The following is a 24,932-nucleotide window of genomic DNA, read 5'->3' as shown; positions in this document are numbered from 1 at the left end:
ACGGAATGATCACATCGTCGAGTTCCCTGCGCCGCAGCGAGCGATCGCGACGGGCGACCCTGGAGGCCGCGCTCGCCCTGTGCACGGAGAAGGGGTACGGCCGCGTCACCATCGAGGCGATCGCGGCCAGGGCCGGCGTCAGCAAGAAGACGATCTACCGCTGGTGGCCGTCGAAGAGCGCGGTGATCCTGGAGGCATTCACGGAGGCGCTGGTGGACGCCACCCCGTTCGTCGACACCGGCGACATCGCCGCCGACCTGCGCACCCATGTGTCGGGCGCGGTGAATCTGCTCGCCACCGCGCCGTTCGGCCCCGCGTACGCCGGGATCCTCTCCGAGGTCCACCACGACGACGAACTCGCCGAAACGGTCCGGACGCAACTGATCGAACCCCGCTTCGCCCAGGCGGTCGACCGGCTGCGCCGAGCCCAGGAACAGGGCCAGATCCCGCCGGACGCGAATCTGCCGCTGGCCGTGGAGATGCTCTACGGGCCGGTCTACTACCGCCATGTGCTGCGCAAGCCGGTCCAGGACGAGGCGACGATCGCCGCACTGGTCGCGCATGTGCTGTGCGCGCTGCGGGCTTCCGCGACGGACGCCGGTCGGATGCGGGAACCGATCGCGGGATGATCACCGGTGTCCCCGCGCCGGTGGTCGTGTTCCTGGTGCGGCGGTACCGGCGCGGGCCCGGCACCTGACGGCCGGCGCCCCGGGTCAGCCGAAGAAGGTCTTGGCGCGGGTGGCGGCGGCCGTGTCGTTCAGTACGTCGCCGGGCCGGTTGCCGAGCCCCAGCAGCATCCCGCCCCACTCCATCCGCATGTACGACGCGATGGTGCGCAGCGTCCCGGTGGCCGGCTCGGCCACGCTCGGATCGGCCGTCGCGAGCGCGGTGACGCCCCACAGGGTCCGTCGGGCCATTCGCTCCTTGAAGTCGACGCCGGGCACCCGCATCCACCCCGACCAGTGATCCAGGTACCGCTTGGTGGAGGTGGACATGGCGTACCAGTACAGCGGTGACGCCAGGACCAGATCGGTCGCGCCGAGCGTCGCGTCCAGCAGGGTGGCGGCGTTCCCGGTGGGTGCGCGGTAGCTGCCGTCGCCCTCGTGCCGCAGGTCCTCGAAGTCGGGGAGCGTCAGCTCGTTCAGGCTCAGCCAGCGCTGTTCGGTCTCGGGTGGCAGCTGCTCGGCGGCGAGTCGGGCGAGTTCCTCGGTGTTGCCGTCGGTGCGGGTGCTGCCCAGCAGGAACAGGAATGAACGAGCGGTGGTCATGGCGACTTCTCCCCGTGGACGCATCGGATGCCTTGCGCACAACGACTGTACGTGTCTGCACTATATGCACGTGCATGGAAATTGGGAACGGGGCACCGCCCGGGAGCACGGTCGCCGCCGGGACCATGCGCACAGCCGGGATCAGCCGAACAGCCGCTCCAGCACCACCGCGACCCCGTCCGCCTCGTTCGTCAGCGTCACCTCGTCCGCTGCCGCCTTCAGCTCGGGGTGGGCGTTGGCCATCGCGACGCCGTGCCCGGACCGGCGGAACATCGGCAGGTCGTTGGGCATGTCACCGAAGGCGATCGTGGCCGCCGGATCCACCCCCAGGGTCTCGGCCGCCAGGGCCAGCCCGGTGCCCTTGTCGACGCCGTACGGCTGGAGTTCGACGGTGCCGGGGCCGGAGAGGGTGACGGTCGCCAGGTCACCGACGACCGCGCGGGCCGCCTCCGCGAGTGCGTCGTCCGTCAGGTCGGGGTGGCGGACGAGGACCTTGACGATCGGCGCCTCCCACAGTTCCTCGCGGTGGCCGACCCATACGGCGGGCAGTGCGGGGTGGGGCATCAGGTACCCCGGCTCGATCAGCGTCCGCCCGTCGGTTCCGTCCTGGTCCACGGCCGCGAACACCGGCCCGACCTGGGCCTCGATCTTGCCGAGCGCGGTGTCCGCCAGGTCCCGGTCCAGGGTCGCCGTGCGAATGATCTGGCCGGCCCCGGCGTCGTACAGCTGCGTGCCCTGCCCGCAGACCACCGGACCCCGGTACTCCAGCCGCGCGAGCAGGTCCCGTACGCCGGGCACCGGCCGTCCGGTGACCACGATGTGCCGGGCCCCCGACGCGGCGGCCCGGGCGAGCGCGGCACGGGAGCGGGGGCTCACGGTGTCGTCGCGGCGTAGCAGGGTGCCGTCCAGGTCCGTGGCGACGAGGGCATATATGGGTGGGGTGGGCATGCCACAACCCTAGGGAGATCCGCTTCCGGGCGTACGGCCCTGACCTGCGCGGACGGTCGGGATCCGGGTGCGGCGGACAGTCCGGCAGGGGCATATGCGCAGGAATTGCACAGCGCGAGCGATCGTGATGATCTCCGGGCTCGCGCCGGTGAGCGGGCTGTGGTCCCAGTCCCGAGATCCGCGGCCACCGGCCCGGCGACCGGATCCGACACACCCGTGGGCGTACGACGGTTCGGGTCTCCGGAGCCGGGGCGGGCGGGGCAGGGGAGAGGACGTGCTCCGCTTCCACCGGGAACGCATGGCGAGCGCGGCGGAACGCGAGCGGCGGCGCGCGCAGCGGCGGCGCGTGATGGACCGGGTGGCCGCCGCGACGGGCTGAGCCCGTCCGCGGGGAGCCGTCAGCGGCGCGGCTCATCGGGATGTTGCCCAGGTGGACGCCGGCCGCGCGATTTCCTGACCCCCCGAAGTCGGGTCCGCGCTGCCGGGAGCGCTCTGGAGGCGGTACCAGGGGTCGGCCGGGCCGAGTCCGGAAGGGTGCACCATCTGCGCGGTGTCGGCGCGTGCGGTGGGTGTGGCTGCGCAGATGACGGCGGAGACGGCCACGGTGGCGGTCGCCACGCCCCAGAGTGTGCGGGAGTGTCTCTCGAAGTGCCGGGTTCGGGTCATAGGTGTTAGCGAAATATAAGCAGACGGTATGACTGCGCTTACTCACCGGGACACGCGCCGTCATCGCCCCAATGCCGTACGGTCCAGGTGATCCGCGACGGCTCCGTGGTCCGTGGCGCGCGCGATGAGCGCCACGTAGTTGTCGGGGCGGACCAGGACGAGGGCGTCCTCGGTGATCCCGTACGCCGAGCGGGCGTGCCCCTCGTCGTCGGTGAGGCCCCCGTGGCCGCCGCCGTCCACCGCGTGCACGCGCACCATGTCGCCGTACTCCGCCGCCACCTCCCGCAGCGCCTGCGCCGCGCCCGCACCGAAGCCCAGCAGCGTGAAGTGCGGCCCGGCGAACGTCTCGAACAGGCGGACCCGCGCGCCTGTCCCCGCGTCGCGACACGGGGCGTCCGGGGCGCGGTCGCCCGCCCGCAGCCGGGCGCGGGGACCGTCGGCCGCGCCGTCCCGGGCGAGCGAGCTCCAGCGGTAGTTCCCGTCCAGTCCCATGGTCTCCGCGGCGTTCGCCGCATCCAGTCCGCCGCCCGGCTTCCTGATCGCCTCCAGGGTCTCCCGCAGCCGGTCGGAGGCGAGGCCGATGGTCCGGGCGGCGACGGGCAACCGCTCCTCCTCGTAGGTGTCGAGCAGGCCCGTACCCGCCCGTCCGGTCGCCACGAGGGCGAGCTTCCAGCCCAGGTTGAACGCGTCCTGGATGCCGGTGTTCATGCCCAGCCCGCCCGCGATCGCGTGCACATGTGCGGCGTCGCCCGCGAGGAGGACGCGGCCCACCCGGTAGCGGTCGGCCATGCGCTCGTTGACCCGGTACGTCGACAGCAGGGTGGCGTTCGACAGGCGGGTGCCCGGGAGGCCGGAATGCTTGGCGAAGAGCCGCCGGAAGCTTTCCTGCGAGGGCGGTACGGGGGCCCCTGCGGCGTCCGTCTCGGGCCCGGCCTGGAACCACCAGCCCGACGGGGTGCCCGGGATCGGGCACAGCATCACGGCGCCGTCCTCGTCGAACCACTGGTGCCAGATCCCGCGGTCGAGACCCTCCACCTCGACGTCGCCGCAGACCATCATCTGCTCCTGCGTCGTCCGCCCCTCGAACGGCACCCCGAGCAGCTTGCGGACCGCGCTGTGGGCGCCGTCGCAGCCCACCACGTAGGCCGTGCCCGTCTCGCTGCCGTCGGCGAAGGCGACGGTCACCGAGGCGTCCGTCTCCACCAGCCCCGTCACCTCGGCGCCCAGTTCGACACGTACCCCGTACTCAGCGAGCCGGGCCCGCAGGATCTCCTCCAGCCGCCACTGCGCGATGAGCCACGAGCGGTCGTACGGGGCGTCCGGCGTCGGCTCCGACCCCTCGAACGGGTCGGCGTCGGCGATCGCCACTTTGCCCCGGTACTTGCGCATCGGCGGCGGCATCGCGCCCGCCGCCAGGACCTCGTCGACCACGCCGAGATCCTCAAGCACCTCGAGGGAGCGGGGATTGGGCCCCTTCGCCCGCGAACTGCGCGGGAAATCACCGGACTTGTCGACGATCCGTACGGCGATGTCACGTCGGGCGAGATCGCACGCCAGGGTCAGTCCGGTCGGTCCGGCTCCCACGATCAGTACGTCGGTCATGCCTGCTCCTCGGGTGCGGTTCCACTGTCCCCAGGAAATCGTAACTAGGTTAAGAAAGCAACCGGGTAAACATCAATGCGTGTCGGCGGCCTCGCGGGCGTCGTAGTCGGCGCGCGCCGCCGCGATCTCGCCCTGGTGCTCCTCGGTCCAGGTGACGAGTGCCCGGATCGTGGTGTGCAGTGTGCCGCCGAGCGGCGTCAGCTCGTACTCCACGCGGGGCGGCACCACGGCATGGACCGTCCGTTCGACCAGGCCGTCGCGTTCCAGCTGGCGCAGCGTGACGGTCAGCATCCGTTGGCTGATGCCGTCGATCTCGCGGCGCAACTGGGTGAAGCGGAGCTTGCGGCGGTCGAGCAGGGCGATGACGAGGAGCGACCACTTGTCGGCGACCCGGTCCAGGATCTGCCGTACCTCGCAGCCCTCGCGGGTGTCCCACTGGAACGGGTCGGGGTCGCCGACGAGGGCCGCGTCGTCGACGGTGCCTCCGAGGTGACTCGGTGACTTCGAAGTGCCTTCTTCCATGGCTGTTGATGCTGGCGCACGATGCCAGTGGTTACAAGAGGGAACCGACCCGCTTCCGAGTAACTCCCCATGCCCGCCCCATCAAGGAGACACCTGTGTCCACCATGCCCTCGCGCGCCCGGGCCCTGCTCCTCGTCCTCTGCGGCACGATCTTTCTGGAGGGCATCGATGTCGCCATGCTCGCCGTCGCGGTCCCCTCGATCAGATCCGATCTCTCCCTGCCGACCGGTGCCACCGCCTGGGTGATGAGTGCCTACGTCCTCGGCTATGCCGGGTTCACCCTGCTCGGCGGGCGCGCCGCCGACCTGTTCGGCAGGCGCCGGATGTTCCTCGTCTGGCTCTCCGTCTTCCTGGTCTTCTCCGGACTCGGAGGCTTCGCCGAGCGGGGCTGGATACTGATCCTCGCCCGCTTCGTCACCGGGGTGGCCGCCGCGTTCATGACGCCCGCCGCCATGGCGCTCATCACCACCTCGTACGAGGAGGGGCCGCAGCGCAACAAGGCGCTGCTGGTCTTCGCGGGCACCGCGGCGGGCGGCTTCTCGCTCGGGCTCGTCATCGGCGGGCTGCTCACCCAGCTCGGCTGGCGCTGGGTGTTCTTCGCGCCCGTCCTGCTGGCCGGCGGGATCCTGATCGCCGCGCTCCGCACCGTCCCCGCGGAGGCGCGCCCGGTCCGCACCGGCGGCTTCGACCTGCCGGGTGCCGCCGCTGCCGCCGGGGCGATGCTGCTGCTCGCGTACGGGATCGTGCGCCTGGAACACGGCACGACGGACTGGGCGTGGACCGCCGCAGCCTTCGCGGCGGGGCTTCTCCTGATCGCCGTCTTCGTCCTGATCGAACGCCGCTCGCCCGCCCCGCTGGTCCGGCTCTCCCTGCTGCGAAGGGCCTCGATGGTCCGGGCCGACCTCGGTGCCCTGCTCTTCGTGGGGTCCTTCTTCGGGTTCCAGTTCGTGGTGACGCTGTATCTCCAGGAGCTGCGCGGCTGGTCCGCACTGCAGACCGCCCTCGCCCTGGTGGTGATGGGCGCCGACGCGGTCATCGCACCGACGCTCACCCCTCGGCTGGTGAACCGTTACGGCAATGCGCGGGTCATCCTCGGCGGATTCGTCGTCGCCATCGTCTCGTACGGACTCTTCCTGCAGGTCGGGCCCAACTGGTCGTATGCGGCGATGTTCCCGACGCTGCTCCTCACCGGCACCGCCTTCGCCCTCGCCTACGGTCCGCTGACGATCGCGGCCACCGACGGCGTGCCCGACAGTGAGCAGGGGCTGGCGGGCGGGCTGCTGCACACCTCGACCCAGTTCGGTTCAGCGGTCGGCATCTCCGCGGTGACGGCGGTGTACGGGCTCGCCTCGGCGGGCACGGACGGCACGCCCGGAGCCACCCTGGACGCCTTCCGTGCGGCGCTCGTCGTGCCGGTGGTGATGGTGACGCTGGGCGCGCTGGTCAGTGCTCTCGGGCTGCGTACGAGGAGTCCGCGCCGGTTGCCGGAGACGTCCGCTCCGGCGTCGTCGGTGTCGCCGCCGTCGCCGCAAGCCGCGCGGCCTGCGCCCTCGTCCGCCGCACCGTCCGGAACGCGTCCCACGTCAGAAGCGTGAGCGCCAGCCACACCAGCGCGAACCCGGCCCACCGCTCCGGCGGCATCGCCTCGTGGAAGTAGACGATGCCGAGGATGAACTGGAAGACCGGCGCCAGGTACTGCAGCAGGCCCAGCGTCGAGAGGGGGACGCGGATCGCCGCCGCACCGAAGAGGACCAGCGGCGTGGCCGTCACGACACCCGTCGCGGCGAGCAGCGCCGCATGGCCGGCGCCACCGGAGACGAACGTCGCGTCGCCCTGCGCACCGAGCCACAGCAGATAGCCGAGCGCGGGGACGAACAGCACCGCGGTCTCGGCGGTGAGCGACTCCAGGCCGCCCATGTCGACCTTCTTCTTCACCAGGCCGTACGTCGCGAAGGAGAACGCCAGCGTCAACGAGATCCACGGCGGACGTCCGTAACCGATCGCCAGCACGAGCACGGCCGCGACGCCCGTGCCGACCGCCACCCACTGCACGGGGCGCAGCCGCTCACCGAGGAGCAGGACGCCCATGGCGATGGTGACCAGGGGGTTGATGAAGTAGCCGAGCGATGCCTCGACGACTTGGCCGTTGTTCACGGCCCAGATGTACAGACCCCAGTTGACGGTGATCACGGCCGCGGCGACCGTGATCAGCCCCAGCTTCCTCGGTCGGCGTATCAGCTCGCCGATCCACGCCCAGCGGCGCAGCGCGAGCAGCGCGATGCCGACGACGGCGAGCGACCAGACCATGCGGTGGGCCAGGATCTCGATGGCGCCGGACGGCTTCAGCAGCGGCCAGAAGAGCGGGACGATCCCCCACAGACCGTAGGCGCCGATGCCGGACAACAAGCCCGCCCGCTGTTCATTTGTCCCCTTCACGGGCCCTCCCGGCATCCCTCGCGTCGACTGCTCCGCCGACTGCACGACGGTATCGCCGGGAGGGCCCGGTGTCATAGCCGTATCGCAATACGGTCATGACAGCGGGCCCTTCCGGTCCGGGGCGAGGGCTCAGGCGGCGGCGACCGCGGCGGCCACCGTCTCGGCCATCGGCGTCGTCGGGCGGCCGATCAGGCGGGCCAGGTCGCCGCTCGTACCGGCGAGCAGGCCGCGCGCGATCGCCTCGTCGACGTCGACGAGGATCGCGGCGAAGCCCTCGGGCAGACCGGCGCCGACCAGGATCTCCTGGTGCACGGCGGCCGGGACGTTGTTGTACGCGATCTCCTTGCCGGTGGCCTTCGACACCTCGGCCGCGTACTCGGCGAACGACCAGGCGACGTCGCCGCTCAGCTCGTAGGCCTTGCCGAGGTGGTCCTCGCCGGTCAGTACGGCGGCCGCAGCGGCCGCGTAGTCGGCGCGAGTGGCGGAGGCGACCCGGCCGTCGCCCGCGTTGGAGACGACGGCGCCGTGTTCCAGGACCGGGGCGAGGTTCGCCGTGTAGTTCTCCGTGTACCAGCCGTTGCGCAGGAAGGTGTACGGCAGGCCGGAGTCGAGGATCAGCTGCTCGGTGACCTTGTGCTCGGCGGCCAGCTGGAAGTCGGCGTCCGGGCCGCCCAGCACTCCGGTGTACGCGAGCTGCGCGACGCCCGCCGCCTTCGCCGCGTCGATGACCGCCGTGTGCTGCGGCACGCGCTTGCCCACCTCGCTGCCGGAGATGAGCAGGACGCGGTCCCCGGCCTTGAAGGCGCCGGCGAGGGTCTCCGGGCGGTCGTAGTCGGCGACCCGGAGCTCGACACCGCGGGCGGCGAGGCCGGCGGCCTTCTCCTCGTTGCGGACGACGGCGGCGATCCCGCTCGCGGGCACGGTCTCCAGCAGTCGGTCGACGACGAGACTGCCGAGCTCTCCGGTGGCTCCGGTGACGACGATGCTCATGGGGGGTTTCTCCTCTTTGGCTGCTCTGGTCCTTGTTCGTGCTCTCTGTCGCTCACCCTACGGGATGCACTAACCATGAGAAAGTACCCACTTTGAAGTAAGGTACTGGCATGAGCGTAAGCAAGGTGCCCGATGTGAACCAGCAGATGTGCCCCTCCCGCCTGGTGCTCGAACACGTCACCAGCCGCTGGGGCGTCCTCGTCCTGGCCGCCCTGCTGGAGCGCTCCTACCGCTTCAGCGAACTGCGCCGCGAGGTCGGCGGCGTCAGCGAGAAGATGCTGGCCCAGACCCTCCAGACGCTGGAGCGCGACGGCTTCGTGCACCGGGATGCCAAGCCGGTGATCCCGCCGCGGGTGGACTACACGCTCACCGAGCTGGGCAAGGAGGCCGCCGAGCAGGTGTGGGGGCTGGCGCGCTGGACGGAGCGGCGTGTCGACGCCGTGCACGCCGCCCGCGAGTCGTACGACGCCCGGAAGCAGGATCAGTCCGGCTGAGGCGCCCGCCCCTCCTCCAGCTCCCGCAGCGCCCGTGAGACATCGAAGGGCAGGATCGTCACCGCCACATGCGGCAGCTGCGCCAGCGCCTTCGACATCGCCTCGCCGGTGCCCCGGTGCAGCATCTTGCCGAGCGCGTTCCGGTACAGCCGCCGTGGCACCAGGACCGTCAGCGACGTCTGTCCGTCCGCCGTGGTGCGGGTCGCGAGCTCCCGCATCGCATGGCGCAGCCGCCGGTCGGGGCAGGCCACCAGTTCCAGCGGCACGGAGGTCGCGGCTGTCGCCTCCCAGCGGGCGGCCAGCCGCCTGCCGTGCGCCTCGTCGATCGCGAAGTGCACCGCCCGGATCTCGTCCGGGCGCAGCTCATGGGCGTACCGCAGTGCCTTCAGGGTCGCCAGGTCCAGCGTCTCCACGAGGACGAACACCAGATGACGCCGGACCTGCGGCCGGTCTGCGCCCGGGGCCTGGAGGCTGTGCAGTGCGGCGGCCTCGCGTCGGTACTCGCGGTTGATCCGCATCAACGCCCAGACGCCGAGCGGGAAGACGATCACGACCAGCCAGGCGCCCTCGGTGAACTTGGTGACCGCGAAGATCAGAACCACGGCCGCCGAGCTGACCGCGGCCAGCCCATTGACCGCGATCTTCAGCCGGCGGTACCGCTCGCGGCGGCGCAGGTGGTACGCGGTGAGCCCGGACCCCGCCATGGTGAACGCGGTGAACACGCCGATCGCGTAGAGCGCCACCAGCTTGTCCACACTGGCGCCCGTGACGAGCAGCAGCGCCAGCGAGACGACGGTGAGCGCGATGATTCCGTTGGAGAAGGCCAGCCGGTGCCCGCGGCGGGTCAGTACCCGCGGCAGGAAACGGTCCTCGGCGACAAAACTGGCGAGGAACGGGAAGCCGGTGAAGGGCGTGTTGGCACCCGTGTAGAGGACCAGTGCCGTCGCCAGCTGGACGAAGACCAGCCCGGCCGTCCCGAGCGGGCCGGCACCGAAGGCGAGGTGAGCCTCCTGCGCGATGACGGTCGGCGTGCCGTCGATGTACGGGACGGCATGCGTGAAGTGCGCCAGCGTGGAGACGCCGAGGACGAGGATGCCGAGTACACAGCTCATCGCGACGAGGGTGCGGCGGGCATTGCGGCCCTGCGGTTCGCGGAACGCGGAGATGCCGTTGGAGATCGCTTCGAGTCCGGTGAGCGACGAGCCGCCGTTGGCGAAGGAGCGCAGCACGATGAAGAGCGATGCGCCGTATGCCCAGCCGCTGCCCGGCGTCCCCTGCGGAACCACCCCGGCGGCATGCAGATCGGCCTTTGGCAGCTCGCCCGTCAGCCCGCGCACCGCGGCGACGAGCAGCACCAGACCGACCGCGGCCATGAACAGATAGGCGGGCAGCGCGAAGGTCCGGCCCGCCTCGCGGATGCCGCGCAGATTCCCGTACGCGAGCAGCACGATCACCGCGACGGAGACCGGCAGCTGGAGATGGTCCAGGCCGGTCCAGCCGCCCCCGGCCAGATGGGCGAGGGAGATGAGGGCGTTCGTGCCGGCCGACACCTGGACGGCGACGGTCACGATGTAGTCGACGAGCAGCGCCACGGCGGCGATCTGCGCGACGTTCGGCCCGAAGTTCTCCCGGGCGACCACGTACGAGCCGCCCGCCCGCGTGTAGATCATGACGACATCGCTGTAGCAGAGCGTCAGAAGCAGCAGGACCAGCAGGATCGCGCCGGTCACCGGCATGAGGAGGGTGAAGGCAGCCACCCCGACGACGGGCACGAGGACCCGGAGCATCTCCTCGGAGCCGTACGCGGACGAACTGATGCAGTCCGAGGCGAGCACCCCGAGCGCCGTCCGGTTGTTCAGTTTCTCGTCACTGATTCGCTCGGTGGTGAGGGGTTTGCCGAGCAGGTGTCGTTTGATGCGGTACGCGGGACGGTCCAGGGCCATGGGCACATGAGAACGGGTGCCGGGCCGGGAGCGGTGAAGACTCCCCGGCCGGGCACCCGTACGGTGCGCCTCATGACGTCCCGGGGGGTGTCCGGCGGATCGGCCGGGGCCGCGACGAGTGGAACGGTCCGACCCCGATCCGCCGGGACACCCCTCAGCCGACGACCGTCCAGTTGTCGTTGCCCGCGAGCAGCGCGGCCAGATCGCCCTTGCCGTTCTGCTCGACCGCGGTGTCCAGCTGGTCGGCCATCTGCGTGTCGTACACCGGCCGCTCGACGCTGCGCAGGACCCCGATCGGGGTCTGGTGCAGCGTGTCGGGGTCGGCGAGCCGGGACAGCGCGAACGCCGTGGTGGGGCTGTCGGCATGCGCGTCGTGGACCAGGACCTGCGACTCGTTCTCCGCGGTGACCTCGACGACCTTGAGCTCGCCGGTGGCCGGGTCGCGCACCACGCCCTTGGACTGTCCCGTGCCGAAGCGGATCGGCTGTCCGTGCTCCAGCCGGATCACCGCGTTCTCGGCCTTGTCCTTGTCCTTGAGGACCTCGAAGGCGCCGTCGTTGAAGATGTTGCAGTTCTGGTAGATCTCCACCAGCGCCGTGCCCGGGTGGGCGGCCGCCTCGCGCAGCACGCCGGTGAGGTGCTTGCGGTCGGAGTCCACGGTGCGGGCGACGAACGACGCCTCCGCGCCGAGGGCCAGCGACACCGGGTTGAACGGGGCGTCGAGCGAGCCCATCGGCGTCGACTTGGTGATCTTGCCGACCTCGGACGTGGGGGAGTACTGCCCCTTGGTGAGCCCGTAGATCCGGTTGTTGAACAGCAGGATCTTCAGGTTCACATTGCGCCGCAGCGCGTGGATGAGGTGGTTGCCGCCGATGGACAGCGCGTCGCCGTCGCCCGTGACGACCCAGACGGACAGGTCGCGCCGCGAGGACGCCAGCCCGGTCGCGATGGCCGGGGCCCGGCCGTGGATCGAGTGCATCCCGTACGTGTTCATGTAGTACGGGAACCGGGACGAGCAGCCGATGCCGGAGACGAAGACGATGTTCTCCTTCGCCAGACCGAGCTCGGGCATGAACCCCTGCACGGCGGCGAGAACCGCATAGTCACCGCAACCGGGGCACCAGCGCACTTCCTGATCGGACTTGAAGTCCTTCATGGACTGCTTGGCCTCGGCCTTGGGCACCAGCTGCAGTGCCGGGAGCCCGGTGGGGAGTGCCTGGTCGGTGTTAGGCATCGATGGCCTCCTTGAGAGCTGTGGCGAGCTGCTCGGCCTTGAACGGCATTCCGTTGACCTGGTTGTAACTGTGGGCGTCCACCAGGTACTTCGCCCGGATCAGCATGGCGAGCTGGCCGAGGTTCATCTCCGGGACGACCACCTTGTCGTAACGCTCCAGCACCTCGCCCAGATTCCGCGGGAAGGGGTTGAGGTGGCGCAGATGGGCCTGCGCGATCGACTGTCCCTCCGCCCGCAGCCGGCGGACGGCGGCGGTGATGGGGCCGTACGTGGAGCCCCAGCCGAGCACCAGGGTCCGGGCGTCGGAGGGGTCGTCGACCTCCAGGTCGGGGACCTCGATGCCGTCGACCTTCGCCTGGCGGGTGCGGACCATGAAGTCGTGGTTCGCGGGGTCGTACGAGATGTTGCCGGTGCCGTCCTGCTTCTCGATGCCGCCGATGCGGTGTTCGAGACCGGGAGTGCCGGGGACGGCCCACGGGCGGGCCAGGGTCTGCGGATCGCGTTTGTACGGCCAGAAGACCTCGGTGCCGTCGGCCAGCTCATGGTTGGGTCCGGAGGCGAACTGCACGCGCAGGTCGGGGAGTTCGTCGACCTCGGGGATCCGCCACGGCTCGGAGCCGTTGGCGAGGTAACCGTCCGAGAGCAGGAACACCGGTGTGCGGTACGTCAGTGCGATCCGGGCGGCGTCGAGCGCGGCGTCGAAGCAGTCCGCCGGCGTCTTCGGCGCCACGATCGGCACCGGGGCCTCGCCGTTGCGCCCGAACATCGCCTGCAGCAGGTCCGCCTGCTCGGTCTTGGTCGGCAGACCGGTCGACGGGCCGCCGCGCTGGATGTCGATGATGAGCAGCGGCAGTTCGAGCGAGACGGCCAGGCCGATGGTCTCCGACTTCAGCGCCACACCCGGACCGGACGTCGTCGTCACCCCGAGCGAACCGCCGAACGCCGCACCGAGCGCCGCGCCGATGCCCGCGATCTCGTCCTCCGCCTGGAAGGTGCGGACGCCGAAGTTCTTGTGCTTGCTGAGCTCGTGCAGGATGTCGGAAGCCGGGGTGATCGGGTACGAGCCCAGGTAGAGCGGCAGGTCCGCCTGCCGGGCCGCCGCGATCAGCCCGTACGACAGGGCCAGGTTCCCGGAGATGTTCCGGTACGTACCGGTGGGGAACGCCTGCGTCGCGGGCGCCACCTCGTAGCTGACCGCGAAGTCCTCGGTGGTCTCACCGAAATTCCAGCCCGCCCGGAACGCCGCCACGTTGGCCTCGGCGATCTGCGGCTTCTTGGCGAACTTCGCCCGCAGGAACGCCTCGGTGCCGTCGGTCGGCCGGTGGTACATCCAGGAGAGCAGCCCGAGCGCGAACATGTTCTTCGAGCGCTCGGCCTCCTTGCGGGAGAGCCCGAACTCCTTCAGCGCCTCGATCGTCAGCGTCGTCAGGGGCACCGGGTGGACGTTGTACGCCTGCAGCGAGCCGTCCTCCAGCGGGCTGGTCTCGTAGCCCACCTTCGCCATCGGGCGTTTGGTGAACTCGTCGGTGTTGACGATGATTTCGGCGCCGCGCGGCACATCGCCGATGTTCGCCCTCAGCGCGGCGGGGTTCATCGCGACCAGCACGTTCGGGGCATCGCCCGGCGTGAGGATGTCATGGTCGGCGAAGTGCAACTGGAACGACGAGACGCCCGGCAGGGTACCTGCGGGGGCCCGGATCTCGGCCGGGAAGTTCGGCAGCGTCGACAGGTCGTTCCCGAACGACGCCGTCTCCGAGGTGAACCGGTCACCCGTGAGCTGCATGCCGTCTCCGGAGTCACCCGCGAAACGGATGATCACCCTGTCCAGGCGGCGGATCTCCTTCTCGCCGACGCCCGCTTTCTCGGAATGGGGGGCGCGTTGTCCCCCGAGAACAGTCTCGCCGGCCTGATCGGCGTCGTTGGTCTCGTCGGCCTGTCCGGCTGGGCTACTGACCTGGCTGGTCACTGAACTGGACCTCCCTCGGGGCGGCGGCTCGGGACCGTCCGGCCCGCCGGCGGTCCCCAAGCCCACCCTACGTCGGTAAGGGTCGCCTTCCCTGGAACGGTCACATGGTGGACGCCACTATGAGATGCAATTTTGTACCGCTTTGTCATATTCCGCGAACCCCTCTGGGCTGTCGGTCGACGTCGTTCGCTGCTTCTCGGCGCTCATCCTTTGGTCCCAGGCCCTCGATCGGCCTCGGATGACCTGGCAGGGTGTCAGATTCTCAGGATTTGAGATAGGTCAGAACGGCCAGCACGCGGCGGTGATCCCCGTCACTGGGCGAGAGCCCGAGCTTCAGGAAAATATTGCTGACGTGCTTCTCCACCGCGCCGTCGCTCACCACCAGCTGCCTGGCGACCGCGGAGTTCGTCCGCCCCTCCGCCATCAGACCGAGCACCTCGCGCTCGCGCGGCGTCAGCCCGGCCAGGACGTCCTGCTTACGGCTCCGGCCCAGCAGCTGCGCCACCACCTCAGGGTCCAGCGCCGTACCGCCCTGTGCCACTCGGACCACGGCGTCGACGAACTCACGGACCTCGGCGACCCGGTCCTTCAGCAGATACCCCACCCCCCGGCTGCTGCCGGCCAGCAGCTCGGTCGCGTACTGCTCCTCGACGTACTGCGAAAGGACCAGGACCCCGATGCCGGGATACTCCTTGCGCAGCCGCACCGCCGCCCGTACGCCCTCATCGGTGTGGGTCGGAGGCATCCGCACATCGGCGACGACCACATCAGGCAGCTCGTCCCGGGCGGCGAGGTCGCCCACCGTCTTGATCAGCGCCTCGGCGTCCCCCACCCCGGCGACGACGTCATGCCCGAGATCGGTCAGCAGCCGGGTGAGTCCCTCCCGAAGCAGTACCGAATCCTCGGCGATGACCACCCGCACCCTGTCCTCCACCACGACGCTTTTTCCCCACTGCACTGGTCCGCCGGCCCGCGGCCGACGGAAATCCGTCCCCTGGCCCCTCCAGCATCCCAGCATCGGCCCGCCGATGGGGACTGTGCCGAATGCTCGAGGGCACGGACGGGGCGAGGAAACGCCCGTGAGGGGGATGAGAAGGGACAGCGGCAGCGGGCCGGACGGTCCGCCTCAGCCGCGCCACGGCAGCTCGGCCGTGACCCGCGTCGGCCCGCCCACCGGGGAGTCGACGACGAGGACGCCGTCCACCGCGTCCAGCCGCTCGGTCAGACCGGCCAGACCGCTGCCCGCCGACAGGTCCGCGCCACCCCGCCCGTTGTCCGTGACCTGCAGCATCAGCCGGTCGGCCGTACGCCACACATCAACCGTCGCACGCGTCGCGTACGCATGCTTGCTGACGTTCTGCAGCAGCTCGGACACGGTGAAGTACGCAATCCCCTCGATGGCCTGCGCGGGCCGCGACGCCAGGTCCACCTCGACCGTGACCGGGACGGTGCAGCGGGAGGCGATGGCGGAGAGCGCGGCGTCCAGGCCGCGGTCGGTGAGGACGGCGGGATGGATCCCGCGGGCGAGGTCGCGGAGTTCCTGGAGGGCGACCTTCACCTCGCCGTGCGCCTCGTCGACCATGCGGGCGGCGGCCTGGGGGTCCTGCGCCAGCTTCTCCTTCGCCAGACCGAGATCCATGGCGAGGGCGACGAGCCGGGCCTGCGCGCCGTCGTGCAGATCGCGTTCGATGCGCCGCAGGTCGGCGGCGGCGGTGTCCACGACCACACCCCGGTCCGACTCCAGCTCCGAAACGCGCGACGCCAGCCGGGACGGCCCGAGCAGCCCGTACACCATCACCCGGTCCACGGACGTCAGACCACGGATGATCCACGGGGTGACCAGCACGAGTATCAGGCCGAACGCACTGGTCACGGCCAGCTCGAAGGGTGAGTCGAGATAGACGTCGTGGGTGGCGTCGCCGTACAGCTGGATGCCGTCGATCCCCGCGTACGCAGGGAAGACCCACTGCCACAACGGATACGTGAGGGCCGCCCATCCGTACGCCCAGAACGTCAACGAGACGGTGAACGCGAAGACCGCCCACGGGAAGTGCAGCAGCGCATAGAGAAGGTGCCGCCAGGACGCCCCGCTCTTCAGCACCGCACCGACCCAGGACATCGGCCCGCCGGTCCTGCCGCGCACCGGCGCCGGATCCGCCACCCGGAGCCGCAGCAGCCCCCGCGCCCGGACCCGCTCCATGGCACCGAAACCGCGGCACATGGCCAGGGTGCCGGCAAGGAGCGGAATGCCGACGAACGTGATCAGCAGACCCGCACTGGCGGAGGTCAGAGTGATCGCGAGGCTGAACAGCACCACACTGATGGGCAGACTCAGCAACAGATAGCCGAACTCGCGCCAGGTCCTCGCCTCGAACGGCGCGCGCAGCACCGCGGGAACGACGTGCTTCACCGAAGGGTGGTCCTCGGGGCCGGAACCGGACCGCTGAGGGTCGCGAGTGTCCGGTCCGTATGCCGTGGCCATGGTGCCGTCCGTTTCTCTGCTCGGCGGGTGGAGTGGTTCCTCTTCGGCAGCCCGCACAGGCCGCCACCTCAAGAGTGCTGTGCGGCGGGACTCCTCACCATGAGGCCGGTATCCCTTTTCGACCGGGGGTTTTCCCCACCCCCGACTGCGGCCTGGGCCCCCTCCCGCGGAATTCGGACCGGAGCAGGGAGCCGGGTCCGAATTCCGCAGGAAAGGCCCTACGGCCGTTTCGCGACGCCCGCGCCGTCCCCGCCCCGGTCCCGCCAGGGCAACTCGGCCACGACCGTCGTCGGCCCGCCGACCGGCGACGTCAGGACGAACAGCCCGTCCACCGCCCCCAGCCGCTCCGCCAGCCCGGACATCCCCGTACCGCCGTCCATCCGCGCCCCGCCCCGGCCGTCGTCACTGACCTGGATCAGCAGCCGTTCCCCCGACCGCCACACCTCGACGGACGCCGAACGCGCACCACTGTGCTTGCTGACGTTCTGCAGTAGCTCGGACACGGTGAAGTACGCAATCCCCTCGATGGCCTGCGCGGGCCGCGACGGCAGATCCACGCCCACCGTGACCGGGACGGTGCAGCGGGAGGCGATGGCGGAGAGCGCGGCGTCCAGGCCGCGGTCGGTGAGGACGGCGGGATGGATCCCCCGGGCGAGGTCGCGGAGCTCCTGGAGGGCGACCTTCACCTCGCCGTGCGCCTCGTCGACCATGCGGGCGGCGGCCTGGGGGTCCTGCGCCAGCTTCTCCTTCGCCAGACCGAGATCCATGGCGAGGGCGACGAGCCGGGCCTGCGCGCCGTCGTGCAGATCGCGTTCGATGCGCCGCAGGTCGGCGGCGGCGGTGTCCACGACCACACCCCGGTCCGACTCCAGCTCGGCGATCCTGCGCTCCAGCTCGTCCGAGGGCGAGAGCAGTCCCCGCGCCATGGCCCGGTCCGCGTTGGTCAGCAGCCGCGCCGTGAAGGGCAGCACGGGCCACAGGACGAACAGACTCAGCAACGTCACCGTGAACGTGAGCACGCCCCAGGGCAGCCGCATGAAGGAATACAGCACCGCCCGCCAGGCCACCGGATCCATGAGACTCGACCACAGCCACGGAAGGACGCCGCGGTCACGGCGGCCCAGCGCGGTCGCGCTCGGCTCGTCGATCCGCACCCCGAGCAGCGCACGGGCCCGGCCCCGCTCCACCCTGCCGAGCAGCCGCGCCCCCTGCAGCCCGCCGGCGAGAAGCGGCAGACCCACCACCGTGAGGGAAAGCCCCACACCGACGGTGATCATGAAAATTGTGTAAACAAACCCGGCAATCGCCACCGGCAGGTTGGACAGGAGATAGGAGATCTCCTTCCACGTCCACGGATCCAGTGCGAAGCGGGCGGGCGGCGGCCGGTCGCCGTCGGGCGCCGGGGAGCTCGAGGTCATGCGCCCAGCCTGCCGGGCCGGGCCTGTGCACGCCATGGGGTTCATGGGCGGGGCGAAGTAGGGATAACCCCACCCTTTGCCCGACGCGGCTGCTTACCGCCTCTTTAACAGGGCCTAGACTCCCGTGCGTACAGACGTCGAACAGGCATGAGGGAGCGGAGGGGCGGACGTGGCCTACGTGGCGGACCTGCCGGAATCGACCGTTCTCGCGTCGGACTACTTCCAGAGCTACTCGGTCGTCGGACTGCTCGCCGTGATCGGCGTGCTCTTCGTCGCCGTCGCCTTCGGAGCGGGCCGGCTGCTGCGCCCCGTGGTGCCGACACCGGAGAAACTCCTCACCTACGAATGCGGCGTGGACCCCGTCGGCGAGGGCTGGGCACACACCCAGGTCCGCTACTACGTCTACGCATTCCTCTATGTGATCTTCGCTGTCGACTCGATCTTCTTGTTCCCCTGGGCGACCGTATTTGCAGCACCCGGATACGGCGCGACCACCCTGGTGGAAATGTTCATCTTCCTCGGATTCCTCGCCGTGGGACTGCTCTACGCATGGAAGAAGGGCGTCCTCGAATGGACGTGACGAGCCCGCAGACCCCCGAGCCGCAGCACCGGCCCGAACCGACGCTGCTGCCCGAACCGAAACGGCTCGGCGTGCTCTCCCGGCTTGCACCCGAGCCCATGAAGGTGGTCCTGAACTGGGGCCGCCGGTACAGCCTCTGGGTCTTCAACTTCGGGCTCGCCTGCTGCGCCATCGAATTCATCGCCGCCTCCATGGCCCGGCACGACTTCATCCGCCTCGGTGTGATCCCGTTCGCACCGGGACCCCGCCAGGCCGACCTCATGATCGTTTCCGGCACGGTGACGGACAAGATGGCCCCCGCCGTCAAGCGGCTGTACGAGCAGATGCCCGAGCCCAAGTACGTCATCTCCTTCGGCGCCTGCTCCAACTGCGGCGGCCCGTACTGGGACTCGTACTCCGTGACCAAGGGCGTCGACCAGATCATCCCCGTCGACGTGTACGTACCGGGCTGCCCGCCGCGCCCGGAAGCCCTGCTCCAGGGCATCCTCAAGCTCCAGGAGAAGATCGCCCGCGAGTCGCTGGGCGAGCGGTACGCGACCGGCGGCAGCCGACCCTCCACCGCCGCACTCCGCAGCGGCCTGGTCGCCGCCCCGCCCGCCCCGGGGGAGGAGCAGAAGTGACCGATCCGAAAACGGCGCAGGCCTACGACCGCCTGCCGGAAGCCGTCACCGAACTCTTCGGCGAGGACGCCACGGCGGAGCACGCCTACGACCTGCTGACCGTCGACGTCCCGCCGGCCGCCTGGACCACCGCCCTCGAAACGGCCCGCTCCCTGCTGGGCTGCACCTATTTCGACTGGCTGAGCGCAGTCGACGAACCCGGCACCGGCTTCCGCGTCTGCGCCCATGTCGCCGCCCCGGCGACGGGCAGGGTCCGCCGGCTCCTGCTCCGTACGACCGTTCCGCACGACGCCCCGGTCCTGCCGACCGCCGTCGGCGTCTACGCGGGCGCCGCCTGGCACGAGCGCGAGACCCACGAAATGTTCGGCATCGGCTTCGAGGGCCACCCGCACCTGGTCCCCCTTCTCCTTCCGGAAGGCTTCGAGGGCCACCCGCTGCGCAAGGACTTCGTCCTGGCGGCGAGGGTCGCCAAAGCATGGCCGGGAGCCAAGGAACCGGGCGAATCAGAGCACGGCGGCCCCAAGCGGCGCACGATGCTGCCGCCGGGCGTGCCCGACCCGAACGAATGGGGCCCCCTCAAGGGCCAGCTCCCCCCAGCCCCGGCCCGCCCGGCCCGAGCAGCCCGCCCCGCGGGCGACCGCCCCGTGCGTCGGGCCCGCAGCGTGAGCGAGGGCTCGGCAAGCCAGCAGCCCGAGCCGGCAGCCCCGGCGTCCGCAGGCACCGGGACCACACCGCAGGCCGCCACCCCGACCGCGACTCCGCGCCGCACCCGCAGCGCGTCCCAGGGCTCGGTGAGCCAGCAGGCGGCGCCGGTGGAGCAGACGTCGCCAGCGACGGAACCGGCGGCCACGCCGAAGTCCGACGCGCCGGGCACCGCGGCGCCGCACTCGACGACCTCTCCGTCCGCAGCGCCGAAGGAGGCAGCGCCGGGGACGGCGTCCTCGGAGGCCGAGCCCCCCGGACCGACTCCCGAGGCGGCAGCCCCGGAGCAGGCCAAGCCCCGCGGCGCGGACGCGCCCTGGCACCACGCCCGCCCCGCCTTCGACCCGACCCCCGATCAGGACACGTCCCAGCCCACCCGGCGCCCGAGGAGCGACGGCCCGGGGGCGGAGCCCCCGGTTCGGGAAGGAGCGGACGGGGGAGAGGCCCCGCGCAGCGGCCCCGCCCCCGAAGACACCGAACCCGCGGCCACCCCCGAGAACCCCGAAACCCCCGACCACCTCGCCGGAGGCGATACCGCGTGAACGACGTACTCGACGTCGCCCTCCGGCTCATCATCGTCTTCGCGGTGTTCATGGTCGTCCCCCTCGTCGTGGGCCAGACCGAACACAAGGTGATGGCCCACATGCAGGGCCGCCTGGGCCCCATGTACGCGGGCGGTTTCCACGGCTGGGCCCAGCTCGTCGCCGACGGCGTGAAATTCGCGCAGAAGGAAGACATCGTCCCGGCCGAGGCCGACCGCCGCATCTTCCAGCTCGCCCCCGCCGTCGCCCTCCTCCCGTACCTCCTCGTACTCGTCGCCATTCCGATCGGCCCGAGCGAGGGCGCGGTCGGCCAGGTCGTCGACGCGGGCATCTTCTTCGTCCTCGCCGTCATGGGCGTGGGAGTGCTCGGCTCACTGATGGCGGGCTGGGCATCGGCCAACAAGTTCTCCCTCCTCGGCGGCCTCCGCACCGCCGCCCAGCTCCTCGCGTACGAACTTCCGATGCTGCTCGCCGCCGCCTCGGTCGCGATGGCCGCGGGCACGGTCTCCCTTCCCGGCATCGTCAACGCCTTCGAGTGGTGGTGGCTGCCCTGGCAGATCGTCGGCGGCCTGGTCTTCTTCGTGGCCGGACTCGCTGAACTGCAGCGCCCGCCGTTCGACATGCCGGTCGCCGACTCGGAGATCATCTTCGGTGCGTACACCGAGTACACCGGCCTCCGCTTCGCCCTGTTCCTGCTCGCCGAGTACGCGGGCATCGTCGTCCTGTGCGGACTGACCACCGTCCTCTTCCTCGGCGGCTGGCACGGTCCGCTCGGCGCCGACGGACTCGGCTGGGTCTGGACGCTCCTCAAGATCGCGGTCCTCGCCTTCGTCGTCATCTGGCTGCGGGTGAGCTACCCCCGCCTCCGCGAGGACCAGTTGCAAAGGCTCGCCTGGACCACGCTCATCCCGCTCGCTCTCGCGCAGATCGCGCTCACCGGCATCGTGAAGGTGGCGATCAGCTGATGCCTCCGATCCCCGGCTCCGGCCTCGCCAAGGGCCTGGCCGTCACCCTGCGGACGATGACGAAGAAGACGGTCACCGCCCAGTACCCCGACGTCCAGCCCGAACTCCCGCCGCGCTCCCGCGGCGTCATCGGGCTGTTCGAGGAGAACTGCACGGTCTGCATGCTCTGCGCCCGTGAGTGCCCGGACTGGTGCATCTACATCGACTCCCACAAGGAGACGGTGCCCGCCGCCGCACCGGGCGGCCGCGAACGCAGCCGCAACGTCCTCGACCGCTTCGCCATCGACTTCTCCCTCTGCATGTACTGCGGTATCTGCATCGAGGTCTGTCCTTTCGACGCGCTGTTCTGGTCGCCGGAGTTCGAGTACGCGGAGACCGACATCCTCGAACTCACCCATGAGCGGGACAAGCTCCGCGAATGGATGTGGACGGTGCCCGAGCCGCCCGCACTCGACCCGGGTGCGGAGGAACCGAAGGAGATCGCCGCCGCCCGCAAGACGGCGGAGAAGCTCGAAGCCCAGCGCGCCCAAGAAGCCCAGCAAGCCCAGCAGCAGGAAGAAGAGGAAGGAAAGGAGTGACCCTCGCAGCCGCCGCGGCCCACCCCGGTTTCCTCTCCCCGACCGGCATCGAGATCGCCTTCGTCCTGGTCGGCGTCGCCACCATCGGCGCAGCCCTCATCACCGTCACGACCAAGCAGCTGGTGCACGCCGCCCTCTGGCTGGTCGTGGCGCTCGGCGGCCTCGCCGTCGAGTACCTCCTGCTGACCGCGGAGTTCATCGCCTGGGTACAGGTACTGATCTACGTCGGTTCCGTCGTCGTCCTCCTTCTCTTCGGGCTGATGCTCACCAAGGCCCCCATCGGCCGCTCCCCGGACGCCGACTCCGAAAACCGCTGGGCCGCTCTCGGTGTCGCGGTCGCCGCCGCGGCCGCCCTCGTCTGGGTCGTCGTGGACGCCTTCCGCACCACCTGGATCGACCTGGACGGACCGGCCCACGGATCCACCGAAGCCACCGGCGCCTTCCTCTTCCGGCACTGGGTACTGCCCTTCGAAGCACTCTCCGTCCTGCTGCTCGCCGCCCTCGTCGGCGCGATCGTCCTGTCCCGCAAGCGCAGTAAGGAGCAGAGCTGATGCACCTCGCCTATCCCGCCGTGCTCGCCGCCCTCCTCTTCTGCACCGGGCTGTACGGAGTACTCGCACGCCGCAACGCGATCCTGGTCCTGATGTCCGTCGAGCTGATGCTCAACGCCGTCAACCTCAACCTCGTCGCCTTCGACGTCTGGCTCCGCGACGCCCTGCACTCCGGCCAGGCGCTCACCCTCTTCACCATCGCCATCGCGGCAGCCGAGATCGGCATCGGCCTCGCGATCGTCCTCGCCGTCCACCGCAACCGCGGCAGCTCGGACGTGGACCGCCTCCGCGACACCGCCGAGACCGACGCCGCGGAATCCCTCCCCGGCGACGAGGACGACACCACCGGCACCGAAGACCAGGCCACTGCTCCGGCAGGGAAGGCAAAGAAGGCAGAGGCCACCGCGTGACCACCACGACCCTCGCCGTCCTCGTCCCCCTCCTTCCGTTCCTGGGCGCCGCCGCCGGCCTGCTCCTCGGCCGCACCGCGCCCGGTTACGTACGCCCCCTCGCGATCCTTCCCACCCTCGCCGCGGCCGTGATCGCCGTCGTCGTCGCCGCACGCCAGGGCGGCGGCCCGGCCATCGACGCGTCGACCCGGCTCACACCCACCGGCTCGGTCCCGATCGACCTCGCCCTCCACCTCGACGGCTTCGCGGTCCTCGTCGCCGTCCTGGTCGGCCTCGTCGCGACCTGCGTGCAGATCTACTCGACCGCCTACCTGCGCCACGACCCCCGCTACCCCTCGTACGCGGCGCTCGTCTCCCTCTTCACCTCCGCGATGCTGCTCGTCGTCTACTCCGGCGACGTGATGGTGCTGCTGGTCGGCTGGGAAGTCATGGGCATCTGCTCGTACTTCCTCGTCGGTCACTACTGGGAGACACCCGAAGCCCGCGCCGCCTCCCTCAAGGCGTTCCTGGTCACCAAGCTCGGCGACGTCCCCTTCCTGATCGGCCTGTTCGCGCTTGCCGCCGACACCGGCACATTCCGGATCACCGGCATCCTCGGCGCCGTCGCGAACGGCGGGCTCGACCACCCCACTCTCATCGCCCTGCTGCTCCTGGCCGGCGTCGCCGGCAAGTCCGCGCAGTTCCCCCTGCACACCTGGCTGCCCGACGCGATGGCCGGCCCGACCCCCGTCTCCGCGCTGATCCACGCCGCGACGATGGTCGCCGCCGGCATCTACTTCGTGGCCCGGCTCCTCCCCGTCTTCGCCGAATCCGGCGCCGCCCTCGTCGTCCTCGCCGTCATGGCGGCGGTCACGATGATCGGATCGGGACTCGCCGCGCTCGCCCAGGACGACATCAAGCGCGTCCTCGCCTACTCGACCATCGGCCAGCTCGGCTACATGTCCGGCGCCCTGGCCGTCGGCGACCGCGGGGCCGCCGTCTTCCACCTCCTCTCGCACGGCGCGTTCAAAGCGGTCCTCTTCCTCGCGGCCGGCGTGGTCATCCACGCCGCCGGGACCAACTCGCTCACCGCCATGTCGCGCATGGGCGGCCTGGCCAAGCGCATCCCGGACGCCTACTGGACGATGACCGTCGCCCTCCTCGCGCTCGCCGCCATCCCGCCGTTCGCCGGCTTCTTCTCCAAGGAAGCCATCCTCGTCGCCGCCGAACACACCGCCCTGGGCGAGCGCCACGTCGCCCCGGCCGCCGCCGGCTGGACCGTCCTCGTCGCCGGACTGCTCGCCGCCGTCCTCACCGCCGCGTATGCCACCCGCCTCTGGCTCCTCGCCTTCCGCGGCCGCGGCGCCGAGGCCCCCGACCACGGCAGGCAGCCCGCCGCCATGACCACCGTCCTCTGGGTCCTCGCCATCCCCACCATCGGCTTCGGACTCACCGTCGGCGTGATCACCGACTGGTTCGACGGCCACAGCCTCACCCCGTCCGTGACCACCGCCGTCCTCTCCACCGGCGTGGGTCTCGTCGGCGGCCTCGTCACCTACGGCGCCTGGCGCCACACCACGGCCCTCGCCGCCCGCACCCCCGCCGGTGCCGTCGTCGCCCACCCCGAGGCCGAGCCCGCACTCATCGAGGCCGAGGCCATGACCCACCACACCGCCGGATACGGCGACACCCCGGGCACCCCCGACCCGGCCGACCCCGGACGGCTCCTGCTCGGCCCGCTTCACCGCCACGCCGCCACCGGCTTCCACCTGGACGCCCTCTACGCGACACTGTTCGTCCGCCCCGTCCAGGCCGCAGCGAGCCTCGTCCGCTTCCTGGACCGTGAGGTCGTCGACACGTACGTACGCGGCTCCGGCACCGGCGCACGCTGGCTCGGCACCGCCGTCCGCCGCGCCCAGACCGGCAACGTGCAGACCTACCTCAGCGCCCTGCTCGCCGGTTCCCTTGTCCTGGCGATCGCCGCCGTCGTTTTTGCCAACGTCAACGCCGGGTCGTGAGCCGTGATCGATATCAGC

The 24,932-nt window shown here is 70.7% G+C and carries 23 protein-coding genes and 1 pseudogene; 11 read left to right on the top strand and 13 right to left on the bottom strand.

Translation table 11 applies throughout. The features are described 5' to 3' along the window. The first annotated feature begins 5 nt into the window (after positions 1 to 5). Positions 6 to 629 carry a TetR/AcrR family transcriptional regulator gene (locus ACFU6I_RS00450; RefSeq protein ID WP_384359844.1) on the top strand — a complete coding sequence of 208 codons (624 nt, stop codon included), beginning with the start codon at positions 6 to 8 and terminating at the stop codon, positions 627 to 629. A gap of 84 nt (positions 630 to 713) precedes the next feature. Here the strand turns inward: ACFU6I_RS00450 and ACFU6I_RS00445 are convergent, their stop codons facing one another. From ACFU6I_RS00445 to ACFU6I_RS00425, 5 genes are all read right to left on the bottom strand, one after another. Beyond that, positions 714 to 1,268 carry a flavodoxin family protein gene (locus tag ACFU6I_RS00445; protein WP_384359842.1) on the bottom strand — a complete coding sequence of 185 codons (555 nt, stop codon included), beginning with the start codon at positions 1,266 to 1,268 and terminating at the stop codon, positions 714 to 716. Between the two features lie 141 nt (positions 1,269 to 1,409). Then, complete coding sequence (locus tag ACFU6I_RS00440) at positions 1,410 to 2,216, bottom strand: HAD family hydrolase (protein ID WP_384359840.1); 807 nt, start codon at positions 2,214 to 2,216, stop codon at positions 1,410 to 1,412. A gap of 411 nt (positions 2,217 to 2,627) precedes the next feature. Beyond that, positions 2,628 to 2,834: a hypothetical protein gene (locus ACFU6I_RS00435; protein WP_384359838.1), complete on the bottom strand. Its 207-nt coding sequence runs from the start codon at positions 2,832 to 2,834 to the stop codon at positions 2,628 to 2,630. 108 nt (positions 2,835 to 2,942) lie between these two features. After that, complete coding sequence (locus ACFU6I_RS00430; RefSeq protein WP_384359836.1) at positions 2,943 to 4,484, bottom strand: FAD-dependent monooxygenase; 1,542 nt, start codon at positions 4,482 to 4,484, stop codon at positions 2,943 to 2,945. Positions 4,485 to 4,556: 72 nt separating this feature from the next. Further along, positions 4,557 to 5,006, bottom strand: a complete 450-nt coding sequence (locus ACFU6I_RS00425) for a winged helix-turn-helix transcriptional regulator (RefSeq protein ID WP_384359834.1) — start codon at positions 5,004 to 5,006, stop codon at positions 4,557 to 4,559. A gap of 104 nt (positions 5,007 to 5,110) precedes the next feature. Here ACFU6I_RS00425 and ACFU6I_RS00420 point away from each other — a divergent pair. Further along, a pseudogene (locus tag ACFU6I_RS00420) lies at positions 5,111 to 6,487 on the top strand (MFS transporter); the annotation flags it as partial. Here ACFU6I_RS00420 and rarD read toward each other — a convergent pair. Continuing rightward, positions 6,450 to 7,442, bottom strand: coding sequence for an EamA family transporter RarD (gene rarD / locus ACFU6I_RS00415; protein WP_384359832.1), 993 nt, complete (start codon positions 7,440 to 7,442; stop codon positions 6,450 to 6,452). The pseudogene ACFU6I_RS00420 and the gene rarD sit on opposite strands and share 38 nt — an antisense overlap. Before the next feature lie 129 nt (positions 7,443 to 7,571). Beyond that, complete coding sequence (locus tag ACFU6I_RS00410) at positions 7,572 to 8,432, bottom strand: SDR family oxidoreductase (RefSeq protein WP_384359830.1); 861 nt, start codon at positions 8,430 to 8,432, stop codon at positions 7,572 to 7,574. 110 nt (positions 8,433 to 8,542) lie between these two features. On the opposite strand from ACFU6I_RS00410, the gene ACFU6I_RS00405 reads away from it, so the two are divergent. Continuing rightward, positions 8,543 to 8,926, top strand: a complete 384-nt coding sequence (locus ACFU6I_RS00405) for a winged helix-turn-helix transcriptional regulator (RefSeq protein ID WP_384359828.1) — start codon at positions 8,543 to 8,545, stop codon at positions 8,924 to 8,926. On the opposite strand, the gene ACFU6I_RS00400 is transcribed toward ACFU6I_RS00405, so the two are convergent. The 6 genes from ACFU6I_RS00400 to ACFU6I_RS00375 form a co-directional block, all read right to left on the bottom strand. Then, positions 8,914 to 10,869 carry an APC family permease gene (locus tag ACFU6I_RS00400; protein ID WP_384359826.1) on the bottom strand — a complete coding sequence of 652 codons (1,956 nt, stop codon included), beginning with the start codon at positions 10,867 to 10,869 and terminating at the stop codon, positions 8,914 to 8,916. The two genes, ACFU6I_RS00405 and ACFU6I_RS00400, sit on opposite strands and share 13 nt — an antisense overlap. A gap of 154 nt (positions 10,870 to 11,023) precedes the next feature. Beyond that, entirely contained in the window at positions 11,024 to 12,103 is a 1,080-nt protein-coding gene (locus ACFU6I_RS00395) for a 2-oxoacid:ferredoxin oxidoreductase subunit beta (protein ID WP_384359824.1), read from the bottom strand. Further along, the gene (locus ACFU6I_RS00390) at positions 12,096 to 14,069 is read right to left on the bottom strand and encodes a 2-oxoacid:acceptor oxidoreductase subunit alpha (protein ID WP_384359822.1); all 1,974 of its coding nucleotides are present in this window, start codon (positions 14,067 to 14,069) and stop codon (positions 12,096 to 12,098) included. Before ACFU6I_RS00390 ends, ACFU6I_RS00395 begins: the two co-directional genes overlap by 8 nt. A 262-nt stretch (positions 14,070 to 14,331) precedes the next feature. Next, on the bottom strand, positions 14,332 to 14,991 hold the full coding sequence (locus tag ACFU6I_RS00385) for a LuxR C-terminal-related transcriptional regulator (protein ID WP_384360205.1): 660 nt from the start codon (positions 14,989 to 14,991) through the stop codon (positions 14,332 to 14,334). A 204-nt stretch (positions 14,992 to 15,195) separates the two neighbouring features. Next, a complete protein-coding gene (locus ACFU6I_RS00380; protein ID WP_384359820.1) occupies positions 15,196 to 16,551 on the bottom strand; it encodes a sensor histidine kinase in 1,356 nt (451 codons plus the stop codon). A 218-nt stretch (positions 16,552 to 16,769) separates the two neighbouring features. After that, positions 16,770 to 17,969 carry a sensor histidine kinase gene (locus ACFU6I_RS00375; protein ID WP_384359818.1) on the bottom strand — a complete coding sequence of 400 codons (1,200 nt, stop codon included), beginning with the start codon at positions 17,967 to 17,969 and terminating at the stop codon, positions 16,770 to 16,772. A gap of 178 nt (positions 17,970 to 18,147) precedes the next feature. On the opposite strand from ACFU6I_RS00375, the gene ACFU6I_RS00370 reads away from it, so the two are divergent. Genes ACFU6I_RS00370 through ACFU6I_RS00335 form a run of 8 tightly spaced genes read left to right on the top strand, consistent with a single transcriptional unit; the run spans position 18,148 to position 24,914 of the window. Continuing rightward, complete coding sequence (locus tag ACFU6I_RS00370; protein WP_266990544.1) at positions 18,148 to 18,549, top strand: NADH-quinone oxidoreductase subunit A; 402 nt, start codon at positions 18,148 to 18,150, stop codon at positions 18,547 to 18,549. After that, a complete protein-coding gene (locus ACFU6I_RS00365; RefSeq protein ID WP_323135876.1) occupies positions 18,540 to 19,169 on the top strand; it encodes an NADH-quinone oxidoreductase subunit B family protein in 630 nt (209 codons plus the stop codon). The genes ACFU6I_RS00370 and ACFU6I_RS00365 overlap by 10 nt, the downstream gene beginning before the upstream one ends. Continuing rightward, positions 19,166 to 20,413, top strand: a complete 1,248-nt coding sequence (locus ACFU6I_RS00360) for an NADH-quinone oxidoreductase subunit C (RefSeq protein ID WP_384359816.1) — start codon at positions 19,166 to 19,168, stop codon at positions 20,411 to 20,413. The genes ACFU6I_RS00365 and ACFU6I_RS00360 overlap by 4 nt, the downstream gene beginning before the upstream one ends. Further along, positions 20,410 to 21,378, top strand: a complete 969-nt coding sequence (locus ACFU6I_RS00355) for an NADH-quinone oxidoreductase subunit H (RefSeq protein WP_376340296.1) — start codon at positions 20,410 to 20,412, stop codon at positions 21,376 to 21,378. Before ACFU6I_RS00360 ends, ACFU6I_RS00355 begins: the two co-directional genes overlap by 4 nt. Next, positions 21,378 to 21,956, top strand: a complete 579-nt coding sequence (locus ACFU6I_RS00350) for a NuoI/complex I 23 kDa subunit family protein (protein WP_384359814.1) — start codon at positions 21,378 to 21,380, stop codon at positions 21,954 to 21,956. The genes ACFU6I_RS00355 and ACFU6I_RS00350 overlap by 1 nt, the downstream gene beginning before the upstream one ends. Continuing rightward, positions 21,953 to 22,507, top strand: coding sequence for an NADH-quinone oxidoreductase subunit J (locus ACFU6I_RS00345; protein WP_327244868.1), 555 nt, complete (start codon positions 21,953 to 21,955; stop codon positions 22,505 to 22,507). Before ACFU6I_RS00350 ends, ACFU6I_RS00345 begins: the two co-directional genes overlap by 4 nt. Then, on the top strand, positions 22,507 to 22,917 hold the full coding sequence (gene nuoK / locus ACFU6I_RS00340) for an NADH-quinone oxidoreductase subunit NuoK (RefSeq protein ID WP_266982661.1): 411 nt from the start codon (positions 22,507 to 22,509) through the stop codon (positions 22,915 to 22,917). The genes ACFU6I_RS00345 and nuoK overlap by 1 nt, the downstream gene beginning before the upstream one ends. Then, complete coding sequence (locus tag ACFU6I_RS00335) at positions 22,914 to 24,914, top strand: NADH-quinone oxidoreductase subunit L (protein WP_327244867.1); 2,001 nt, start codon at positions 22,914 to 22,916, stop codon at positions 24,912 to 24,914. The genes nuoK and ACFU6I_RS00335 overlap by 4 nt, the downstream gene beginning before the upstream one ends. The last annotated feature ends 18 nt before the right edge of the window (positions 24,915 to 24,932 follow it).

The sequence above is a fragment of the Streptomyces sp. NPDC057486 genome (genome assembly GCF_042802415.1).
Classification (GTDB): domain Bacteria; phylum Actinomycetota; class Actinomycetes; order Streptomycetales; family Streptomycetaceae; genus Streptomyces; species Streptomyces yanii.
This window is presented reverse-complemented; position numbering and strand designations above follow the sequence as displayed.